The following is a 19,523-nucleotide window of genomic DNA, read 5'->3' as shown; positions in this document are numbered from 1 at the left end:
TGAAGCCTTGTCAACGCAAGGCAGGCGGCAGGGTCGCTTTCCCGTCGATAAGCCGGCGGTTCAGCCGGCCGCCGCCCGGTAGCCGAGACCGGCGAGAACGAAGTCGATCATCTCGTCGACGCCGGGGCCGGGCAGAGCGCCGCATTGGGTGAGCAGCAGCGGATTGCAGAAGCGGATCATTGCGGCGCGCACGCAATAGGTGGCGGTGCGCGCATCGCCGGCGGTGAATTCGCCCTTGGCCATGCCGTCGGCGACGACGCCGCGCAGGATCGCGTCATAGCGCTCGACATGGGCGCGGATGACGTCCCAGCTCTCCTCCATCGCGCAGGCGACCATTTCGTGCAGCCGCTGATTGTCGAGATAGCGGGCCGAGTTGAGCCGGCAGGTCGTCGTCAGGATCTCGCGCAGCCGTTCGGCCGCCGGGCGCTTTTCGGCGGCGATCGCCGTCACCAGCGCCTCGAGCTCGCCCATCGAGCGCTCCGCGACGGCTTCGTTGATCGCCTTCTTGGAGTCGAAGAAGCGATAGACGTTGGCGGGGCTCATCCGCAGCGACTTGGCGATGTCTGCGACGGTTGTCTTCTGATAGCCGATCTGGCGGAAGAACCGCTCGGCGACATCAACGATGTCCTGCCTGGTATCGCGCTCTAAACTGGTCATGCCAAGCGGCTTCCCGCTCCGGTTGCTCTCGTGTCGAAAGGACGCCATCAGTCATTATGACGTTTTTCGTCAATCGTCAACAATTTGACTTGGCTCGCTTTATTCAGGTGCTCCTGACAATTTCTTGACGCAACGTCACGAAATCACGCCGGTGCGAGAGCGGGCCAGGGCGAGCAACGCTGCGATGTCGAGATGGCATTCGAGATGCCGGGCCAGCGCATCGAGCGCCGCCTCGACGCTGGCCTCGTACCCCGGTCCGGCTACGAGGCCGCGTCCCGCGATGCCGCCGAGCCAGGCGGCGCGGAGCGGGTCGGAAGCGAGCACGCCATGCAGATAGGTGCCGCTGACGCGCCCGTCGCGGCTCTGGGCGCCCTCCGGCAGGCCCGCGACCTCGAAGGGCGCGCGGTTCGTGTCCGGCCCGGAGCTGGCGCCGAGATGGATCTCATAGGCCTGTCCGGTTGCGCCGCTTTCCGCATGCACCGCAGAAACCTCGCGCACCGTCTTGTCGGATGTCAGCTCGGTTTCGATGTCGAGCAGCCCGAGGCCCGGCGCTTCGCCGGGCGGACCTTCGAGGCCGAGCGGATCGCGCACCACGCGGCCGAGCATCTGGTAGCCGCCGCACAGGCCGAGCACATGGCCGCCGCGCCGGTGATGGGCGAGGATGTCGGTGTCCCACCCCTCGCTGCGCAGCCGGGCGAGATCGCGCAGCGTCGTCTTCGAGCCTGGCAGGATGACGAGGCTGGCGTCGCCCGGCAGCGGCTGGCCGGGGCCGACAAGCACGAGGTCGATCTCGGGCTCCTGCTTCAGCGGGTCGAGATCGTCGAAGTTCGAGATGCCCGGCAGCACCGGCACCACGACCTTGAGCGCCGCGCCCGGGCGGCGGGCATCGCGCTCGAGATCGAGCCCATCCTCGGCCGGCAGTCGCGCGGCCTCTGGGAACCAGGGCACGATGCCGAGCGAGGGCCAGCCGGTCGCCGTCTCGATCGTCGTGATGCCCTCGCGGAACAGGCCGACATCGCCGCGGAACCGGTTGATCGCGAAGGCGCGGATCATCGCCCGGTCGGCCTCGTCGAGCACCGCATGGGTGCCGACGAGGCTCGCAATGACGCCTCCACGGTCGATGTCGCCGACCAGGACTGCCGGCACCCCGGCGGCACGGGCGAAGCCGAGATTGGCGATGTCGCGGGCGCGTAAGTTTGTCTCGGCGGGCGAGCCCGCACCCTCGACGATGACGAGGTCGGCGCCGTCGCAGAGCCGCTCGAAGCTCTCCAGCACCTTGGGCAGGAAATCGCCGCGCCGCGAGAAGTCGCCGGAGGAGAGGCGCCCGGCGACGCGGCCCTGCAGCACGATCTGGCTGCCGGTATTGCTCTCCGGCTTGAGCAGCACCGGGTTCATGTCGACATGCGGGGCGACGCGCGCGGCGCGCGCCTGCAGCGCCTGGGCCCGGCCGATCTCGCCGAGCGGCGTCGCGGCCGCGTTGTTCGACATGTTCTGCGGCTTGAACGGGCGCACCTTCAGCCCGCGATCGGCGAAGAGCCGGCACAGCCCCGCGACCAGCAGCGACTTGCCGACGTTCGAGCCGGTGCCGAGCACCATCAGCGCGGGAGCGGGGCGTAAGGGAGCCATGGCGCCTGATAGGCCGCTGCCATCGGGGCGGCAAGCAGACGGCCTGCCTTAAAAAAGCTCACCGACCCACGTCAGCATCCTGCAGCTCCAAAGGGGCGAAGAAACCGCAGGCCGCTGTCGTGAATCGGCTGGCCGTAAAAAGACACTGACCGCTGACGAATGTCAACATTCTTCATTTCGTAGTCTTCAACGCGCTTTCCGGCGCGTGCGAACCGCTGCGGCGCGTGCTATGGCCGCCTGCCGCCAGGAGCGGATCGAGGCGGGACTGAGGTTCTCGGCTCGTGACGCTCCCATTTCTCCGACGAGGGACGGATTTTGGGTCGCATCGAAGCGCAGGGCGCTTCGGCCGCGCCGGATCAGCCTCTCCCAGACGACTGCATGACGCCGCGATGAATCCGATCTTCTCCGCTCTCCAGACCAGCGTCTTCGAGGTGATGTCGCGGCTCGCGAACGAACACCGGGCCGTCAATCTCGGTCAGGGCTTCCCCGACGATCCCGGTCCTGAGGATGTCCGGCGCAAGGCTGCCGATGCGGTCATGGGCGGCTGGAACCAGTATCCGCCGATGATGGGCCTGCCCGAATTGCGCAAGGCGACGGCGACGCATTTCAAGCACTGGCAGGGGCTCGATCTCGATCCCGACGCCGAGGTGATGGTGACCTCCGGCGCGACCGAGGCGATCGCCGGCGCGCTGATGGCCCTGGTCTCGCCCGGCGACGAGGTCGTGCTGTTCGAGCCGATGTACGACGCCTATGTGCCGCTGGTTCGCCGCGCCGGTGGCATCCCGAAATTCGTGACGTTGAAGCCGCCGCATTTCGGCCTCTCGGAGGAGGCGCTGGCGCAGGCCTTCTCGCCCAAGACCAGGGTCGTGCTGTTCAACAACCCGCTGAACCCGACCGCGACGATCTTCAGCGACGCCGATCTCGACCTGCTCGCCGACTTCTGTGTCCGCCATGACGCGGTCGCGATCTGCGACGAGGTCTGGGAGCATGTCGTCTTCGACGGCCACCGCCACCGGCCGCTGATGAGCCGGCCCGGCATGCGCGAGCGCACGGTCAAGATCTCCTCGGCCGGCAAGATCTTCTCGCTGACCGGCTGGAAGGTCGGCATGGTCATGGCGGCGCCGGAGCTGATGCGCGTGCTCGCCAAGGCGCACCAGTACATCACCTTCACCACCCCGCCGAACCTGCAGGCCGCGGTCGCCTACGGTCTGGGCAAGGAGGACGGCTATTTCGAGGGGATGCGCGCCGATTTCCAGCGCTCGCGCGACCGCTTCGCCAAAGGGCTGACGGAACTCGGCTACAGCGTGCTGCCGAGCAAGGGCACCTATTTCCTCAATGTCGACATCGCCCCGCTCGGCGAGAGCGACGACGTCGCCTGGTGCCAGCGCCTGGTGACCGGCAACGGCGTCGCCGCGATCCCGGTCAGCGCCTTCTATGCCGAGGGCGCGGTGCGCAATGTCGTGCGCTTCTGCTTCGCCAAGCACGATGCCACGCTCGATTCGGCGCTGGAGCGGCTGGAAGCTGCCCGCAAGGGCTGATCTCGCTCAGGGCTGGCGCAGCTTGCTGACCAGGGTTCCGGCGCGGATCAGCGCCGGCTCGAAGCGCTTGGCCTCGGCGGCGAGCCCGAGGCCGCGTAGGGTCTCGATCGCCCCCATCAGCTCGGCTGTGGCGGTTTCGGCCATCTGGCGCTCGCTGAGCTGCTCGGCGAGCCGGAGCCGGGCATCGGCGCGGTTGCCGGCGCTCTCGGCCCAGAGCGCGGGCACGATCTCGCGGCGCCGTTCCAGCAGGGCGGCGTCGAAGGCGGCGATCGCCTCCTCCAGCACCACCGGCTCGCGGTAATAGGCGGCAAGGCCACAAAGGGCGGCGCCGATCCGGTCCTGCACCTCGGCCCATTCGAGCGGCCGGCTGGTCTGCTGCCAGTCGTCGAGCACGCGCTTGAAGGCGTTGATCGCGGATTCGAGTGCTGCCGCGCCGCTGGCCCGCAGGCCGAGCGCGACATAGGCTCGGCCGAGTTCGAAGTTCAGCCGCGTCCACTCCGCCGGCATGGCGCTGCGCTCCATCGCCGAGAGCGAGGCGCGCAAGGCGGTGATGCCTTCCTCCAGCAGCGCGGCATCGTCCTCGGCCTCGCCGAGCGAGGTCAGGGCTTCGCCGAAGCGGCTCTGGATCGCGGCCCAGAGCGCCGGTGCCTGCTTCGGGGTGAGGTCGTCGAGGACGGTGCGATAGATCTCGATCGCCTGGCGGGTCAGTCTCCGGTCGCCCTGCTGACGCGCCAGCCCGTTGATCGCCCGGGCCAGCCGCTGCTGGGTCGCGGCCCAGGGCACGGTCTGGTCGAAATTGTCGAGCTTGCTCAGCATCGCCCGGAAATGTGCGATCGAGGCCTCGAAGCCGGCCTTGTCGCGGAAATCGGCGCCGATCCGGGCGAGCGCGTCGCCCTGGAGCCAGGCATAGACACGAGCCTGGTCCGGATCGGCCGAAGCCGCGATCAGCGCCGCTTCGGCGAAACGTTGCGCGGCGTCGTGATAGGCTTGGGCATTGAGGCGCAGCATCGCGACCGCGCCGCGATCGGCGCGCCCCGCCGCGGCCGCGAGAAGCTTATCCTTCGACATCTTGTCGAGCGCGACGGTGCCGTCGAGATTGCGCAGCTCGGCCTGGGCGAGCGCCCGGTCGGCCTCGGCGAAGCGGCCTTCCGTCAGCGAACGCGCAGCGTCGGCGCGCAATCGGTCGAGTTCGGTGTCGGCGGCGGAGGATTGCAGCAGGCGCTTGCTTAGGCTGCGAAATTCGCCGGCCTTGCGCCGCAGGTCATGCTCGATCCGGCTGAAATCGGGCTTGCCCGAAGCTTCGCCCATGGCCGCGAGCACGGCCAGCAGCAGCGCGGGGGGCACGCCCTCGCGCTGCGAGACCCGCGCCAGGATGGCAGTGATTTCCTGGTTCATGCGCGCGGGCCTTATGTGGGTCTGCCTCAGCGGGCGGCGATGACCGCGATCTCGACCGTGAACTGCGGGCCGGCGAGCTTGGCTTCGACGGTGGCGCGGCCGGGGGTGTTGCCCTGCGAGACCCAGGAATCCCAGACGCCGTTCATCTCGGCGAAGGTCGACATGTCGGAGAGCCAGATGTTGACCATCAGCAGCTTGCTCTTGTCCGAGCCGGCCTCGGCCAGAAGCCCGTCGATGATGCCGAGAATTTCCTTGGTCTGCTCGGCGACGCTCTTGCCCGCCGCCTTGTCGGCGACCTGACCGGCCAGATAGACGGTGTCGCCGTGCACGACGGCCTTGGACATGCGGGGGCCGGGGGCGATGCGCTTGATGCTCATGACCTATCTCTCCAGTAGGATGGGGTTTGCTGGTAGCCCGAGACCTCGGGCTGTGCAATCGCTGCAAGCACCGGGCGGGGAAGCTGACGCTGTTTTTCCGGCTATTATGACGCTTTCGCAAAGAGATAGGCCACAGCTTCGCGCCAGGTGACGCCCCGATCTAGGAGGCGGCGACCCAGCCGGCCCAGAGCAGGGCGTAGCGCGCCGCCTTGCCGATGAAGACCAGCAGGACGAAGCGGCCGAGCGGGTAGTTGAGCGAGCCCGCGACGAAGGTCAGCGGATCGCCGCCGATCGGCAGCCAGGCGAAGAGCAGGGACGGCCAGCCGAAGCGCGCGAACCAGCCCTGCGCCTCGGCGAAGCGCACCGGATCGGGCCGCAGCCGCGCCGGCAGGCGCTCGATCCCGCCTTTGGCGATCAACCGGCCGAGCCACCAGTTGACGACCGAGCCGGCAGTGTTGGCGATGCTAGCGACGGCAAAGAGCAGCAGCGGGTCGACTGTCTTCGCGACGAGCAGGCCGACGAACACGGCCTCGGATTGGGCCGGCAGCAGCGTCGCGGCGACGAAGGCCGCCCCTGCCATAAGGCCCAGGGAGGAGAGGGTTTCCATTCAACGGTCCGAAGGCAGGCCGAAAGCTGAGCCCTCATCCTGAGGAGCCGCGCAGCGGCGTCTCGAAGGATGTTCCAGAGCGCGCTGGAGCATCCTTCGAGACGCAAGGCTTGCGCCTTGCTGCTCGGGATGAGGGATCGGAAACGCGGGTCGTTCCGGACTCAAAGCCGTCGCAGCGCGACCTGCTGGATGCGGTGGCTGGCGCCCTTGGTCAGGATCAGGCTGGCGCGCTGCCGTGTCGGCAGGATGTTCTCGCGCAGGTTCGGCAGGTTGATTCCGGTCCAGAGCTTCTCGGCGATCGAGAGCGCCTCCTCCTCGCCGATCTCCGCATATTTCCGGAAGAAGGAGCGCGGGTCGCGGAAGGCGGTCTGGCGCAGCGTCATGAAGCGGTTGACGTACCAGCGGTGCAGGTCGTTCTCGTCGGCGTCGAGATAGACCGAGAAGTCGAAGAAGTCCGAGACGAAGGGGATGATCGAGCCGTCCCGCGGCAGGCGGCTTGCCTGCAGCACGTTGAGCCCCTCGAGGATCAGGATGTCCGGCCGCTCGACCGTGACCTGCTCGCCGGGCACGACGTCGTAGACCAGGTGCGAATAGACCGGCGCGGCGACGGCGCGCTTGCCGGCCTTCACATCCGAGACGAAGCGCAGCAGCGCTGCCCCGTCATAGCTCTCCGGGAAACCCTTGCGCTGCATCAGCCCGCGCCGTTCCAGCTCGGCATTGGGCAGGAGGAAGCCGTCGGTGGTGACGAGCTCGACCTTCGGCGTGTTCGGCCAGCGCGAGAGCAGCGCCTGGAGCACGCGCGCCGTGGTCGACTTGCCGACCGCGACCGAGCCGGCGACGCCGATGATATAGGGAACCTTGACCTCGGCCTCGGCCATCAGGAAGCGCTGGGTCGCCTTGAACAGCCCTTGCGTCGCGGCGACGTAGAGCGAGAGCAGGCGCGACAGCGGCAAGTAGATCGCGACGATCTCGTCGAGCGAGATCGGATCGTTGATCGATTGCAGCCTGGTGAGGTCCTCGACCGCGAGCGTCAGCGGCGTGTCGGCACGCAGATGGGCCCATTCGTCGCGCGTGAAGGCGCGATAGGGCGAGACCAGCTCGGGGTCCTTGGACGAGAGGGCGAGACGCTGGTCCATGGTGAAGCGACCCGCATTCCAGGCTTCGAGGTTCAACGCGTGACTCGCCTCGTGTTCAACGCGGGCGCGAGGCCTTTTCTGCCAGGCCGGAGCGCCCCGTTCGAGCCTCAAGCTGGCTCAACACGTCCCGCAATGCAACATCACGGGCCTTGAGCACAACCAAAAGATGATAGAGCAGGTCGGCGCTTTCGGCGATCAGCTCATCGCGATCCCCCTTCACGGCTGCGATCACGGCCTCGACCGCCTCCTCGCCGAGCTTTTTCGCAGCCCGCTCCGGGCCGGCGGCCAAGAGCTTCGCCGTCCAGGATTCCTCCGGGGAGGCGGCGCCGCGTTCGGCGACGATGCGTTCGAGATCGGCGAGGGTGAAGCTCGTCATCGCCGTCAGTCCAGCCGCATGGCCAGGCCGGCCGCTGCCATGTGGGCCTTGGCCTGCGGGATGGTGAAGGTGCCGAAATGGAAGATCGAGGCGGCGAGCACGGCCGAGGCATGGCCGTCGCGCACGCCCTCGACGAGATGGTCGAGCGTGCCGACGCCGCCCGACGCGATCACCGGAACGGCGACCGCATCGGCGACCCGCCGCGTCAGCTCGATGTCGAAGCCGGTCTTGGCGCCGTCGCGATCCATCGAGGTCAGGAGGATCTCTCCCGCGCCCAGCGAGGCGACCTCGCGGGCATAGGCGACGGCGTCGAGCCCGGTCGGGTTGCGCCCGCCATGGGTGAAGATCTCCCAGCGTTCGGGTGAAACCTGCTTGGCGTCGATCGCGACGACGATGCATTGCGCGCCGTATTTCTGCGCGGCCTCGCGCACGAATTCGCGCCGCTTCACCGCTTCGGTCATGATCGAGACCTTGTCGGCCCCGGCGAGCAGCAACTGCCTGATGTCCTCGAGCGAGCGCACGCCGCCGCCGACCGTCAGCGGCATGAAGCAGGCCTCGGCGGTCCGCGTCACCACGTCGAACAGAATGCCGCGATCCTCGCTGCTCGCCGTTATGTCGAGGAAGCAGAGTTCGTCTGCGCCGGCCGCATCATAGGCCTTGGCCGCCTCGACCGGATCGCCGGCATCGACGAGGTCGAGGAACTGCACGCCCTTGACGACGCGGCCGTCCTTGACGTCGAGGCAGGGGATAATGCGGGTTTTCAGGGTCATGTCTGCTTGCCGGCGAAAAGGCGGAAGGTAATGGCGCGCGACCCTAGAGCAAGCGCCGCCCGGTTGGAATGCTCCCGGCCGCAGGGCCGCCCGCGATTGAAGCGGCCGCGGGCTCCTGCTTTCCTGACGCAAGGGCCGTCCGAGCCCGCAAAGGGGAAGCCGTTCGTGAAGATCACCGCACTCATCGCCGGCGCCGTCAGAGGCGCCGCGTTCCTGACCGCCACGGGCCTCGCATGCGCCGGTGCGGCTCGCGCCGAGACACCTGCCAGCCAGCTCGACACCATCCTGAGCGCCGGCACGCTGCGCATCTGCACGGCGGGCGACTACAAGCCGTTCACCGTCGCGGTCGGCGAGGGCTATGAGGGCGTCGACATCGAGATGGCGCAGTCGCTCGCCAAGGCGCTCGGCGTCGAGCCGCGTTTCGTGCGCACCAAATGGGCCGATCTGATGCCGGATTTCCTCGCCGGCAAATGCGATATCGCCATGGGCGGCATCGGCGTCACGCTCGAGCGCCAGAAGCGCGCCTTCTATTCCGCGCCGACGCTAGCCACCGGCAAGGTCCCGCTGGTGCGCTGCGCCGACAAGGACAGGCTCCAGACCGTCGCCGACATCGACAAGCCCGGCACCACCGTGATCTTCAATCCCGGCGGCACCAATGAGCGCTTCGCCCGCACCAGCTTCAAGCAGGCCAAGCTGCAACTGCACACCGACAATGTCTCGATCTTCGACGAGATCCTCGCCGGCCGTGCCGACGTCATGATCACCGAGGCGCGCGAGGCGGCGATCCAGGAGAAGCTCAAGCCGGGGCTTTGCGCGGTCAACACCGACAAGCCGCTGACCTTCTCGGAGATCGCCTATCTGCTGCCGCGCGGCGACGTCGTCTTCAAGGCCTTCGTCGACCAGTGGCTGCACATCGCCAAATCGACCGGCGAGTACCAGCGCATCTTCGACAAGCATTTCCGCTGAGGAAAGGATCGGCAATTCCGCTCGGATTTGCCGAAGCGCCTTAACCGGAGCCCAACGCTCCCTTGTGCACTCTGCGTTCCCTGCCGTAAGGGCAGCGCAAGGATCGGGCCCGGCGCTCCGCCGGGCCGCTTCGGGGGAAGATCATGTGTGACCAATGCGCTGATGGCCTGTCCGTCTCGGGCTCGCGTCGTGGCTTTCTCAGGGCGGGCGGGCTCCTGGCGCTCGGCGCCTGCTTGCCGGGCGTCGCGGGCCTAAGCTCGCCCGCGCATGCCCAGAGCCCGGCCGTCAATGGCGACGAGGCCCTGAAGCGGCTGGTCGAGGGCAATGCCCGCTATGTCGCGGGCCAGCTCAGCGAGCGTGACTTCTCCGCCGGCCGTGCCGCACGCGCCGCCTCGCAATCGCCCTTCGCCTCGATCGTCAGCTGCGCCGATTCCCGCGTCGCGCCCGAACTCGCCTTCGATCAGGGGCCGGGCCAGCTCTTCGTCACCCGCGTCGCCGGCAACTTCGTCAACAAGGATACGCTGGCGAGCCTCGAATTCGGGGCGCAGGTTCTGGGCTCGCAGCTCATCCTGGTGCTCGGCCATACCAGTTGCGGCGCGATCTCGGCGACGATCGACGTGGTCAAGAACAAGACCAGGCTTCCCGGCCATCTGCCGGCGCTGGTCGAGGCGATCCGCCCCGCCGTTCTTACGGCCCAGAAGGAGAAGCCGCAGGACATGCTGGACGCCGCGACCATCGCCAATGTCAGGCTCAACGTCGAGAGACTGAAGAAGGCGACGCCGATCCTCTCGAAGCGCTTCGCCGAGAAGAAGCTGGTCGTGGTCGGCGGCGTCTACGATCTCGCCACCGGCAAGGTGAACCTGGTCTGAGCGGCGGCGGGCGTCATCGCAGCGCGATCTCGCGCGTGGCGATCGCCCTGAGGTCGTAGGGACAGGCCTCGGGAAAGACGGACGCATCCAGCCCCGTCTCGCTGGATGCCTCCAGGCGTGCACGCCGATAGGCCCGCGCCAGTGCCTCGTCGAAACGCGGTTTGAGACCCGGGCTGTCCTTGAGGATGTCAGCCAGTTCCAGTCGCTGGCTGGCGATGGTCAGCTCCCAGCTCCGGCTGCGCTTTTCGGGCTGATGGTCCCATTTCAGCAGGTGCATGGTCAGGACGCGCAAGGCGCTGACAAGCGAGTTGAATTCCGCGCGGCCCAAATCTCCGAGCTCCTCGGCAAGATTCGCGGCGTCCAATTCGGAGAGCCTGCCCTGGCGGAGCAGCGCGGCCTGTTCAAGCGCCCAGCCATAGAAATCCTGCTCGTACCGAATGGTACGCGCCGGACGCTTGCTCAGGATGTTCTGGCTCGCCATGGCGGCAGCATAGCACGGCGTCGTGCGATTGGTCAGCGGCGAGCTTCCGCGAGCCTCGCCAGCGCGGAGGCGGGGTCGATCCGGCCGTCATAGAGGGCGCGGCCGGTGATGGCGCCTTCGAGGATCGCCGCATCGGGCGCGCAGAGCCGCTCGATATCGGCCATCGAGGCGAGGCCGCCCGAGGCGATCACCGGGATCGAGAGCGCATGGGCGAGGCCGATCGTGCCGTCCCAGTTGATGCCCTGGAGCATCCCGTCGCGGGCGATGTCGGTGTAGATGATCGCGGCGACGCCGGCATCCTCGAAGCGCCTGCCGAGATCGTCGGCGGCGAGCGCCGAGGTCTCCGCCCAACCTTCCACGGCGACATAGCCGTCACGCGCATCGATGCCGACCGCGACCTTGCCCGGGAAGGCTTTTGCCGCCTCGCGCACGAAGGCGGGATCGCGCACCGCCGCCGTGCCGATGATGACGCGGGCGATGCCCTTCTCGAGCCAGCCCTCGACCGTCTTCATGTCGCGGATGCCGCCGCCGAGTTGGACCGGGAAGGCGACGCGCTTCAGGATCGCCTCGACCGCAGCCGCGTTCATCGGCTTGCCGGCGAAGGCGCCGTCGAGATCGACGACATGCAGCCATTGGAAGCCCTGGGCCTCGAAGGTCGCGGCCTGGGCGGCGGGATCGTCGTTGAAGATCGTCGCCTGCTCCATGTCGCCCTGTTTCAGGCGAACGCAGCGGCCTTCCTTGAGGTCGATGGCGGGGAAAAGGATCAAGGCTTCCACCTCAGGAAATTGGCGATCAGCGCGAGGCCGAGCCTCTGGCTCTTCTCGGGATGGAACTGCGTGCCCGCCATATTGCCCTGCGCGACCATGGCGGTGACCGGGCCGCCGTAATCGGTCAGGGCGAGCACGTCCTGCGCCCGTTCGGCGACGAGCGCATAGGAGTGCACGAAATAGGCGTGCCAGCCGGCGGGTCCGGTCTCGATCCCGTCGAGCAGGGCGTGCTCGTCCTGCTTGTGCAGGGTGTTCCAGCCCATATGCGGGATCTTCAGGCTCTCATCCTGCGGGCGGATCAGGCTGACATCGCCGGGAATCCAGCCGAGCCCTTGCGTGGTGACGTACTCCAGCCCGCGGCTCGCCATCAATTGCATGCCGACGCAGATGCCGAGGAAGGGCCGGCCCTTGCCGCGCACGGTGTCCTCGAGTGCTTCGACCATGCCGGCGACCGCGTCGAGCCCGGCCCGGCAATCCGCGAAGGCGCCGACGCCCGGCAGCACGATACGGTCGGCGGCGCGGACCGCGTCGGGATCGCTGGTGACGCGGATGCTGGCGGCGATGCCCGCTTCATCGGCCGCGCGCTCGAAGGCTTTTGCGGCCGAGTGCAGATTGCCAGAGCCGTAGTCGACGATCGTGACGGTCTGGCTCATCGTCCGCTCGCTTCCGGGAAGAGGCCGATCACCGGCGTCGGGCCGCTGGCGAATCGAGGAGGAGCGCTCGTCGGAGCGACGGGGCGCGGCGGCTCGCCGGCCGGCAATGCGCGCTCGAAAAAGCGGCGCTCGGCGCTCGAAAGGTCCGCTGCCTCGACGACGTCGACCAGCCGCCAGCCCTTTCGCATCAGCTTGCGCGCGATCAGGTTCTGGCCCTCGAGGCCGAGGAAGATGCCGAGCGCCAGATGCGACAGCGAGACCGCGGCGAAGGAGAAGCCGAACTGCCGCTGCAGATAGACGATGCCGGCCCAGACCAGCGCATAGACGAAGAAGACGAGCCAGAGCCGCTTCAGCAGCAGCCAGACCCCGCCGAACAGGAAGGCTGGCCAGGTGAAGCTCTCCGGCAGGACGCGGGCCTGCTCGATTTCCTCGCGCAGCCCGCCGGCGCCGGGCGGCGGAATCAGGACCTGATAGAACGCCATGACATCGGCCTCTTAAAGCGCGCCCTTGGTCGAGGGCACGCGGCCGCCCTCGCGCGGATCGACTTCCAGCGCCTGGCGCAGCGCCCGCGCCAGCCCCTTGAAGCAGCTCTCGGCGATATGGTGGGCATTGTCGCCATAGAGCGTCTCGACATGCAGGGTGATGCCGGCATTCGTCGCAAAAGCCTGGAAGAATTCGCGCACCAGCTCGGTGTCGAAGCTGCCGATCTTCTGCGCCTTGAATTCGGTGCGGAAGACCAGGAACGGCCGGCCGGAGACGTCGACCGCGACGCGTGTCAGCGTCTCGTCCATCGGCAGGTGGACGTCGGCATAGCGGCGGATGCCCTTCTTGTCGCCGAGCGCTGCCTTGAGCGCCTCGCCGAGCGCGATGCCGGCATCCTCGACGGAGTGATGGTCGTCGATATGCGTGTCGCCCTTCACCATGACCGTGGTGTCGATCAGCGAATGCCGCGCGAACAAATCGAGCATATGGTCGAAGAAGCCGACGCCGCTCGAAATCTCGGCCTTGCCGGTGCCGTCGAGCACGAGCTTCACCGAGATGTCGGTTTCGTTTGTGCGGCGCTTGACCTCGCCCGAACGCATGCTGACCTCTGTCTCTTGCGGATTTGGCGTCGCTTTAGCAGGCGCGGAGCGCCATGGCCAATGCCCTGCGCTCGATGCCGGCCTCCTTTGTCATGCTGGGCGGCCGCGGGCCGTCCCGGGATCCATCGTAAGGCTCGGTGTTCTCCAATGGATCCCGGCGCTCCGCGGAGTTTATCCTCGGGCCGGCCGAAGGCCGGACCCAGGGGCTACGGCCAGGATGACGCGGAGCTTGTCGCGGCCTGTCCGGCATAGCCGCCCCGACCTCGATTCCTGCCCTTGCCCTTGATACCGGGCCTTCGCCTGAACATGTTGGCGGCACCCGTTCCGACCGAGACTGAATCGCGATGTCAGAGACCTCCAGCATTCCCAGCATGCACGCCACCACCATCCTGATGGTGCGCAAGGGCGGGCGCGTCGTGATCGGCGGCGACGGTCAGGTCTCGCTCGGCCCGACGATCATGAAGGGCAATGCGAAGAAGGTGCGCCGCCTTGCCAAGGGCGCGGTGATCGCCGGGTTCGCCGGCGCCACCGCCGACGCCTTCACCCTGTTCGAGCGGCTCGAGGCCAAGCTCGAGCAATATCCGACGCAGCTGCTGCGCGCCTGCGTCGAGCTCGCCAAGGACTGGCGCACCGACCGTTATCTGCGCCGGCTGGAAGCGATGCTGCTTGTCGCCGACAAGGAGGTCTCCCTCCTGATCTCCGGCACCGGCGACGTGCTCGAGCCGGAAGCGAGCGAGCACGGCTCGGTGATGGCGATCGGCTCCGGCGGCAATTATGCCCTGGCCGCGGCCCGCGCGTTGGTCGATGTCGAGCCCGATGCCGAGACGATCGTGCGCAAGGCGATGAAGATCGCCGGCGACATCTGCGTCTACACCAACCACTCGCTCGTCATCGAGAGTCTGGAGCTGGCATGAGCGGCGCGCCGGCGCGGTCGATCGCGTTCCGTCCCGTCGTGGCGGCGGACTATTCGATGCTGGCCGACTGGCTCGCCCGCCCGCACTGGCGGCAATGGTGGGGCGAGCCACAGAGGGAGCTCGGCTATATCGGCGACATGGTCGAGGGTCGCGACGACACTTGCGAGCCCTACATCTTCGAGCTGGACGGCGCGCCTGCCGGCTATATTCAGGTCTGGCAGGTTGCGCCCCACCAGACGCCGGATTGGGCGACCGACAATCCCTGGCTGATGGAACTGCCGGCGGAGGCGGTCGGCGTCGATCTCTCGCTGGCGGACGGCGAAAGGCTCGGGCAGGGGCTCGGCTCTGCCGTGTTGCGGCGCTTCTGCCAGACGCTGCGGGATCGTGGCCACGCGACCATCATCATCGACCCCGACCCGGAGAATGCCCGGGCGATCGCGGCCTATCGCAAGGCCGGCTTCCGGCCGATGCCGGCGGTCCGTTCGGGCGCCGACAAAGCCCTCATCATGCAGTTCATGCCGAACACGGAAACGCAATGACCACCTTTTCCCCCCGCGAGATCGTCTCCGAGCTCGATCGCTTCATCGTCGGCCAGAACGACGCCAAGCGCGCCGTCGCCATCGCGCTGCGCAATCGCTGGCGCCGGCAGCAGCTCGAAGGGCCGCTGCGCGAGGAGGTCGCGCCCAAGAACATCCTGATGATCGGGCCGACCGGCTGCGGCAAGACCGAGATCGCGCGGCGCCTCGCCAAGCTGGCGAATGCGCCCTTCCTCAAGGTCGAGGCCACCAAGTTCACCGAGGTCGGCTATGTCGGCCGCGACGTCGAATCGATCGTGCGCGACCTCGTCGAGGTCGCGATTGGGCTGGTGCGCGACAGCCGCCGCAAGGACGTTCAGGCCAAGGCCCATATCGCCGCAGAGGAGCGCGTGCTCGATGCGCTGGTCGGGGCGACGGCGAGCGCGACGACGCGCGACGCCTTCCGCCGCAAGCTGCGCGCCAACGAGCTCGACGACAAGGAGATCGAGATCGAGGTCGCCTCAGCGGGCAGCGGCCAGCCGATGTTCGAGGTGCCCGGCATGCCCGGCGCCTCGATCGGCGCGATCAATCTCTCCGACATGTTCGGCAAGGCCTTCGGCCAGAAGGGCAAGCCGCGCCGCGTCCAGGTCAAGGACGCCTATGGCCCGCTGCTCGCCGAGGAGAGCGACAAGCTGATCGACCAGGATGCGATCGTCCAGCAGGCGATCCGCGAGGTCGAGAACAACGGCATCGTCTTCCTCGACGAGATCGACAAGATCTGCGCCCGCGAGGGCCGCTCCGGCGCCGATGTGTCGCGCGAGGGCGTGCAGCGCGACCTGCTGCCGCTGATCGAAGGCACGACGGTCGCGACCAAGCACGGGCCGGTGAAGAGCGACCACATTCTGTTCATCGCGTCCGGCGCCTTCCACGTCTCGAAGCCTTCCGACCTCCTGCCGGAGCTGCAGGGCCGCCTGCCGATCCGCGTCGAGCTCTCGCCGCTCGATGTCGAGGACTTCAAGCGCATCCTGACCGAGACCGAGGCCAGCCTGATCAAGCAGTCGGTGGCCATGCTCGCGACCGAGCAGGTCGAGATCTCCTTCGCGCCCGATGCGATCGACGCGATCGCCCGCATCGCGGTCGAGGTGAACTCCACAGTCGAGAACATCGGCGCGCGCCGGCTCCAGACCGTGATCGAGCGCATCCTCGACGAGATCTCCTTCACCGCGACCGATCGCGGCGGCGAGAGCGTGACGATCGACGCCGCCTATGTCGAGGCGCGCATCGGCGATCTCGCCAGGAATGCCGATCTGAGCCGGTTCATTCTGTAGGCGCCGACCGCGGAGTGGCGCTTGTCTTCAATTTTGTGCATATTGAAGACAAGGAGCGAGCCGATGCCGCGCACGACCACCATGACCGTCCGGATCAGCGGCCCATTGAGCGATTTCGTCGCTGAGAACGTGGGTCCGGACGGGGACTACGAGAATGTCAGCGAATACGTGCGCGATCTGATTCGCCGCGATAAGGAGCGCGCTGAGCAGGCGGCGTTCGGCCGCCTGAAAGCGGAGCTGCAGCAGGCTTTTGCCGCCCCCGATTCTTCCTATCGGCCGCTCACCGCCGCCGAGGTGATCGCGCGCAACGAAGCCTGACCGCGCATGGCCGCGATCCGGATACAGGAAGCGGCCTCGCACCGCCTCGACGAGATCTATCGCTATACGCGTGAGCGCTGGGGCAAGGACCAGGCGCAGCGCTATATCGAGGGGCTGTTCGAGACATTCGGCCGCATCGAAACGCGTGCGGTGACGTCGCGGCCCGTGCCAGCCGAGTTCGGCGTCGACGGCTTCGCGGTGCGTTACGAGCGCCATGTCATCTACTGGCGCCGGTTGGCGAATGGCGACATCGGCATCGTCACGATCCTGCATCAGCGCATGCACCAGATCGATCGCCTGCGTGAGGACCTCGGATTATGACCAGGGATGCGCGCTCGTGAGCGATACGCCGGCGCAGCCTCCTTCCCGCCTCGCCCGCGATTCCCTCGTCGTCGGCGCGGCGACGATCCTGTCGCGGCTGCTCGGCTTCGCGCGCGACGTGCTGATCGCCCGCCTGCTCGGTACCGGGCCGGTGGCGGATGCCTTCCTCGCGGCGCTGCGCCTGCCCAATCTGGTCCGCCGCGTGCTCGGCGAGGGCGGGCTGAACGCGCCCTTCGTGCCGCTCTACCTCTCGATCAAGACTGAGAACGGCGAGGCGGCGGCGCGGCGCTTCGCCGGCGAGGCCGCGAGCCATCTCGGCCTGCTGCTGCTTCTCTTCGTCGTGCTGGCCGAGCTGTTCGCGCCCTGGGTGGTGCTCGGCCTTGCCGGCGGCTTCGCCGGCGAGCCCGATACGCTCGCACTCGCCGCCTTCTACACCCGGTTGATGCTGCCCTTCGTGCTGCTGACGACGCTCGCGGCCCTGCTCGCGGCCCTGCTCAACGCCGAAGGCCGCTTCACGATCGCGGCGCTGGCGCCGGCGCTGATGAACGCGATCCTGCTCGCGGTTCTCCTCGTCGAGCTCTTCCGCGGCGGGCCGAGCGAGCAGAGCGCCACACTCCTCGCCGCCTGCCTCAGCCTGAGCGGGCTCGCCCATCTCGCCTTGATCCTCGCTCCGCTGCGTCGGATCGGCGTGCTGCGCCCGAGCCTGCGCTGGTCGCCGGAAATGAAGCGGCTTGTCCGCACCGGCGGCGCGACCCTGCTCGCCGCATCCGCCGCGCAGCTCGTCCTCCTGGTCTCGACGCAGATCGCCTCGGCGGAGGCCGGCTCGGTCGCGGCGCTCTACTATGCCGATCGTGTCTTCCAGCTGCCGCTCTCCTTCTTCGGCGTGGCGATGGGCACGGTGGTGCTCTCGGCGATGGCGGGCGAGCAATCTCAGGTCGAGCATGACGCGCTGCTCGGCCGCGCTTTGGCGCTTGGCCTCGCGCTCGCCGTTCCCGCCGCGACGGCCCTGTTCCTGCTGGCGGAGCCGATCGTCTCGGTGCTGTTCGAGAACGGCCAGTTCGGTGCGGCCGATCGCGTGCGCACGGCTGCCGCGCTTTCGGCCTTCGCCCTCGGCCTGCCCTTCGCGCTGGCGGCCAAGGTCTTCGGGCAGGTCTATTTCGTTCGGCGCCGGCCGCGCCTGCCCCTGCTTGCGGGCTTTGCCGCTGTGTTCGTCGCCGCCTGTGCCGGCTACGCTCTGCTCGGCTGGCGCGAGGCCGCCATGATCGGCGCGCTCGCCGCGAGCCTCGCCTTCCTCGTCCAGGCGCTGCTACTCGCGGGCTTCCTGCTCCGGGACGGGCTGTGGCGGCCCGACCGTGAGACGATTCGCACCATCGTCGCCATCCTGCTCGCGGCGGCGCTGATGGCGGCGGCGCTCGCTGTCCTGTTGCCGCAGCTGCTGCCCTCGCTCGCGCCCGGCCAGCACACGCTGATGCGCGCCGCGGCGCTGGCGGCGCTCTGCCTCGGCGGGGCCCTGGTCTATGGCCTCGCGGGCTGGATCCTCGGTGCTTTCGGGCCGCTGCTCTTGCGCCTTCGCGGCGCTTCCGTCAGAACGCCGCGTTCCTGAGCCGAAAATCCTCGGCTCGGGCCCGATAACGCCCCTGACGACGGAGCGCCCGATGGCTGCTTTCCTTCCCCGCGTCTTCTCCGGCATGCAGCCGACCTCGACGCTCCATCTCGGCAATTATCTCGGCGCCCTCGTGAACTGGGTGGCGATGCAGGAGACGCATGACTGCATCTATTGCGTCGTCGACATGCACGCGATCACGCCGTCCATGGACGTCTGGGGCGGTCCGGTCGAGCTGACCCGCGCCACCCGCGAGGTCGCCGCGGCCTATATCGCCGCCGGCGTCGATCCCAAGCGCAGCATCATCTTCAACCAGAGCCAGGTCTCGGGCCATGCCGAGCTCGCCTGGGTCTTCAACACGGTCGCCCGCCTCGGCTGGCTGAACCGCATGACGCAGTTCAAGGAAAAGGCCGGCAAGGACCGCGAGAACGTCTCTGTCGGGCTCTACGACTATCCCGTGCTGATGGCCGCCGACATCCTGCTCTACAAGGCGACTCATGTCCCCGTCGGCGAGGACCAGAAGCAGCATCTCGAGCTGACCCGCGACATCGCCCAGAAGTTCAACAACGACTTCGCCGAGCAGATCGAAAAGCTTGGCACCGGCACCGGCGATCTCGGCTTCTTCCCGCTGGCGGAACCGATGATCCAGGGCCCGGCGACCCGGGTGATGAGCTTGCGCGACGGCACCAAGAAGATGTCGAAATCCGACGCCTCGGATTTTTCGCGCATCAACCTGACCGACGATGCCGACACCATCGCCCAGAAGATCCGCAAGGCGAAGACCGATCCCGAGGCCCTGCCTTCCGAGGAAAAGGGGCTGGAGGGCCGGCCCGAGGCCGAGAACCTCGTCGGCATCTATGCCGGCCTCTCCGGCGCCACCCGGGCTCAGGTTCTTAGCCAGTTCGGCGGCGGCCAGTTCTCCGGTTTCAAGGCCGCCCTGGTCGATCTTTCCGTGGCGAAGCTCGCGCCGATCGCCGCCGAGATGCGCCGGCTGCTCGCCGACCCCGGCCATGTCGACGCCATCCTGAGCGACGGTGCCGACCGTGCCGACGCGATCGCCGCGCCGATCATGCGCGACGTCAAGGATATCGTCGGCTTCGTCCGGCGCCGCTAGGCGATCTAGTCTTTGATTTGAAACGACTATTCTGCCCGGTCTCGACTGGCCGGGCAGAATGCGGCTCGGGCGGCGCGCCCGGCCGGGGCTTGCGCTGACCTTGCGGCGCC

General features: G+C 67.9%; 23 protein-coding genes. 10 read left to right on the top strand and 13 right to left on the bottom strand.

What is annotated here, in order from left to right; translation table 11 throughout:
• Nucleotides 1–60 precede the first annotated feature (60 nt).
• Both AC1REK_RS21655 and AC1REK_RS21650 read right to left on the bottom strand, forming a co-directional pair.
• Entirely contained in the window at nucleotides 61–657 is a 597-nt protein-coding gene (locus AC1REK_RS21655; RefSeq protein ID WP_316019432.1) for a TetR/AcrR family transcriptional regulator, read from the bottom strand.
• Nucleotides 658–792: 135 nt separating this feature from the next.
• Complete coding sequence (locus AC1REK_RS21650; protein WP_492270237.1) at nucleotides 793–2,283, bottom strand: cobyric acid synthase; 1,491 nt, start codon at nucleotides 2,281–2,283, stop codon at nucleotides 793–795.
• A 389-nt stretch (nucleotides 2,284–2,672) separates the two neighbouring features.
• On the opposite strand from AC1REK_RS21650, the gene AC1REK_RS21645 reads away from it, so the two are divergent.
• Nucleotides 2,673–3,821 carry an aminotransferase gene (locus AC1REK_RS21645; RefSeq protein ID WP_492270238.1) on the top strand — a complete coding sequence of 383 codons (1,149 nt, stop codon included), beginning with the start codon at nucleotides 2,673–2,675 and terminating at the stop codon, nucleotides 3,819–3,821.
• 6 nt (nucleotides 3,822–3,827) lie between these two features.
• Here AC1REK_RS21645 and AC1REK_RS21640 read toward each other — a convergent pair whose 3' ends face one another.
• The 6 genes from AC1REK_RS21640 to hisF all read right to left on the bottom strand — a co-directional run bounded on the left by AC1REK_RS21640 (nucleotide 3,828) and on the right by hisF (nucleotide 8,482).
• Nucleotides 3,828–5,216: a hypothetical protein gene (locus tag AC1REK_RS21640; protein WP_492270239.1), complete on the bottom strand. Its 1,389-nt coding sequence runs from the start codon at nucleotides 5,214–5,216 to the stop codon at nucleotides 3,828–3,830.
• 26 nt (nucleotides 5,217–5,242) lie between these two features.
• A complete protein-coding gene (locus AC1REK_RS21635) occupies nucleotides 5,243–5,593 on the bottom strand; it encodes a RidA family protein (RefSeq protein WP_066473101.1) in 351 nt (116 codons plus the stop codon).
• A 160-nt stretch (nucleotides 5,594–5,753) separates the two neighbouring features.
• Nucleotides 5,754–6,200, bottom strand: a complete 447-nt coding sequence (locus AC1REK_RS21630; protein ID WP_492270240.1) for a YqaA family protein — start codon at nucleotides 6,198–6,200, stop codon at nucleotides 5,754–5,756.
• 161 nt (nucleotides 6,201–6,361) lie between these two features.
• Complete coding sequence (coaA, locus tag AC1REK_RS21625; protein WP_316019472.1) at nucleotides 6,362–7,336, bottom strand: type I pantothenate kinase; 975 nt, start codon at nucleotides 7,334–7,336, stop codon at nucleotides 6,362–6,364.
• A gap of 55 nt (nucleotides 7,337–7,391) precedes the next feature.
• Nucleotides 7,392–7,712, bottom strand: coding sequence for a phosphoribosyl-ATP diphosphatase (locus tag AC1REK_RS21620; protein ID WP_492270241.1), 321 nt, complete (start codon nucleotides 7,710–7,712; stop codon nucleotides 7,392–7,394).
• A 5-nt stretch (nucleotides 7,713–7,717) separates the two neighbouring features.
• Entirely contained in the window at nucleotides 7,718–8,482 is a 765-nt protein-coding gene (hisF, locus tag AC1REK_RS21615; protein WP_316019439.1) for an imidazole glycerol phosphate synthase subunit HisF, read from the bottom strand.
• 165 nt (nucleotides 8,483–8,647) lie between these two features.
• Between hisF and AC1REK_RS21610 the strand changes: the two genes are divergently transcribed.
• Both AC1REK_RS21610 and AC1REK_RS21605 read left to right on the top strand, forming a co-directional pair.
• Nucleotides 8,648–9,448 carry a transporter substrate-binding domain-containing protein gene (locus AC1REK_RS21610; RefSeq protein ID WP_492270242.1) on the top strand — a complete coding sequence of 267 codons (801 nt, stop codon included), beginning with the start codon at nucleotides 8,648–8,650 and terminating at the stop codon, nucleotides 9,446–9,448.
• A 143-nt stretch (nucleotides 9,449–9,591) separates the two neighbouring features.
• Nucleotides 9,592–10,317 carry a carbonic anhydrase gene (locus AC1REK_RS21605; protein WP_492270243.1) on the top strand — a complete coding sequence of 242 codons (726 nt, stop codon included), beginning with the start codon at nucleotides 9,592–9,594 and terminating at the stop codon, nucleotides 10,315–10,317.
• A gap of 13 nt (nucleotides 10,318–10,330) precedes the next feature.
• Here the strand turns inward: AC1REK_RS21605 and AC1REK_RS21600 are convergent, their stop codons facing one another.
• From AC1REK_RS21600 to hisB, 5 genes are read right to left on the bottom strand one after another with little or no spacing between them, the layout of a single operon-like run.
• On the bottom strand, nucleotides 10,331–10,798 hold the full coding sequence (locus AC1REK_RS21600) for a DUF29 domain-containing protein (RefSeq protein ID WP_492270244.1): 468 nt from the start codon (nucleotides 10,796–10,798) through the stop codon (nucleotides 10,331–10,333).
• Between the two features lie 32 nt (nucleotides 10,799–10,830).
• On the bottom strand, nucleotides 10,831–11,574 hold the full coding sequence (gene hisA / locus AC1REK_RS21595) for a 1-(5-phosphoribosyl)-5-[(5-phosphoribosylamino)methylideneamino]imidazole-4-carboxamide isomerase (protein ID WP_492270245.1): 744 nt from the start codon (nucleotides 11,572–11,574) through the stop codon (nucleotides 10,831–10,833).
• Nucleotides 11,562–12,218, bottom strand: coding sequence for an imidazole glycerol phosphate synthase subunit HisH (gene hisH / locus AC1REK_RS21590; protein ID WP_066473087.1), 657 nt, complete (start codon nucleotides 12,216–12,218; stop codon nucleotides 11,562–11,564). The genes hisA and hisH overlap by 13 nt, the downstream gene beginning before the upstream one ends.
• Complete coding sequence (locus AC1REK_RS21585; protein WP_492270246.1) at nucleotides 12,215–12,700, bottom strand: DUF2628 domain-containing protein; 486 nt, start codon at nucleotides 12,698–12,700, stop codon at nucleotides 12,215–12,217. The genes hisH and AC1REK_RS21585 overlap by 4 nt, the downstream gene beginning before the upstream one ends.
• Before the next feature lie 12 nt (nucleotides 12,701–12,712).
• A complete protein-coding gene (hisB, locus tag AC1REK_RS21580) occupies nucleotides 12,713–13,300 on the bottom strand; it encodes an imidazoleglycerol-phosphate dehydratase HisB (protein ID WP_492270247.1) in 588 nt (195 codons plus the stop codon).
• Nucleotides 13,301–13,644: 344 nt separating this feature from the next.
• Between hisB and hslV the strand changes: the two genes are divergently transcribed.
• The 7 genes from hslV to trpS all read left to right on the top strand — a co-directional run bounded on the left by hslV (nucleotide 13,645) and on the right by trpS (nucleotide 19,413).
• Nucleotides 13,645–14,214: an ATP-dependent protease subunit HslV gene (gene hslV, locus AC1REK_RS21575; protein ID WP_316019445.1), complete on the top strand. Its 570-nt coding sequence runs from the start codon at nucleotides 13,645–13,647 to the stop codon at nucleotides 14,212–14,214.
• A complete protein-coding gene (locus tag AC1REK_RS21570; protein WP_492270248.1) occupies nucleotides 14,211–14,753 on the top strand; it encodes a GNAT family N-acetyltransferase in 543 nt (180 codons plus the stop codon). The genes hslV and AC1REK_RS21570 overlap by 4 nt, the downstream gene beginning before the upstream one ends.
• Nucleotides 14,750–16,057: an ATP-dependent protease ATPase subunit HslU gene (gene hslU / locus AC1REK_RS21565; RefSeq protein ID WP_492270249.1), complete on the top strand. Its 1,308-nt coding sequence runs from the start codon at nucleotides 14,750–14,752 to the stop codon at nucleotides 16,055–16,057. The genes AC1REK_RS21570 and hslU overlap by 4 nt, the downstream gene beginning before the upstream one ends.
• A gap of 63 nt (nucleotides 16,058–16,120) precedes the next feature.
• On the top strand, nucleotides 16,121–16,375 hold the full coding sequence (locus AC1REK_RS21560) for a ribbon-helix-helix domain-containing protein (RefSeq protein ID WP_492270250.1): 255 nt from the start codon (nucleotides 16,121–16,123) through the stop codon (nucleotides 16,373–16,375).
• A 6-nt stretch (nucleotides 16,376–16,381) separates the two neighbouring features.
• Nucleotides 16,382–16,696, top strand: coding sequence for a type II toxin-antitoxin system RelE/ParE family toxin (locus tag AC1REK_RS21555; RefSeq protein ID WP_492270251.1), 315 nt, complete (start codon nucleotides 16,382–16,384; stop codon nucleotides 16,694–16,696).
• A 16-nt stretch (nucleotides 16,697–16,712) separates the two neighbouring features.
• Nucleotides 16,713–18,299: a murein biosynthesis integral membrane protein MurJ gene (gene murJ / locus AC1REK_RS21550; protein ID WP_492270252.1), complete on the top strand. Its 1,587-nt coding sequence runs from the start codon at nucleotides 16,713–16,715 to the stop codon at nucleotides 18,297–18,299.
• Between the two features lie 52 nt (nucleotides 18,300–18,351).
• Nucleotides 18,352–19,413: a tryptophan--tRNA ligase gene (gene trpS, locus AC1REK_RS21545; protein ID WP_492270253.1), complete on the top strand. Its 1,062-nt coding sequence runs from the start codon at nucleotides 18,352–18,354 to the stop codon at nucleotides 19,411–19,413.
• Nucleotides 19,414–19,523 lie beyond the last annotated feature (110 nt).

Source organism: Allobosea sp. GW823-FHT02B03, assembly GCF_058797755.1.
The sequence above is the reverse complement of the archived record's forward strand: the minus strand, read 5'-3'. Positions and strand labels throughout refer to the sequence as shown.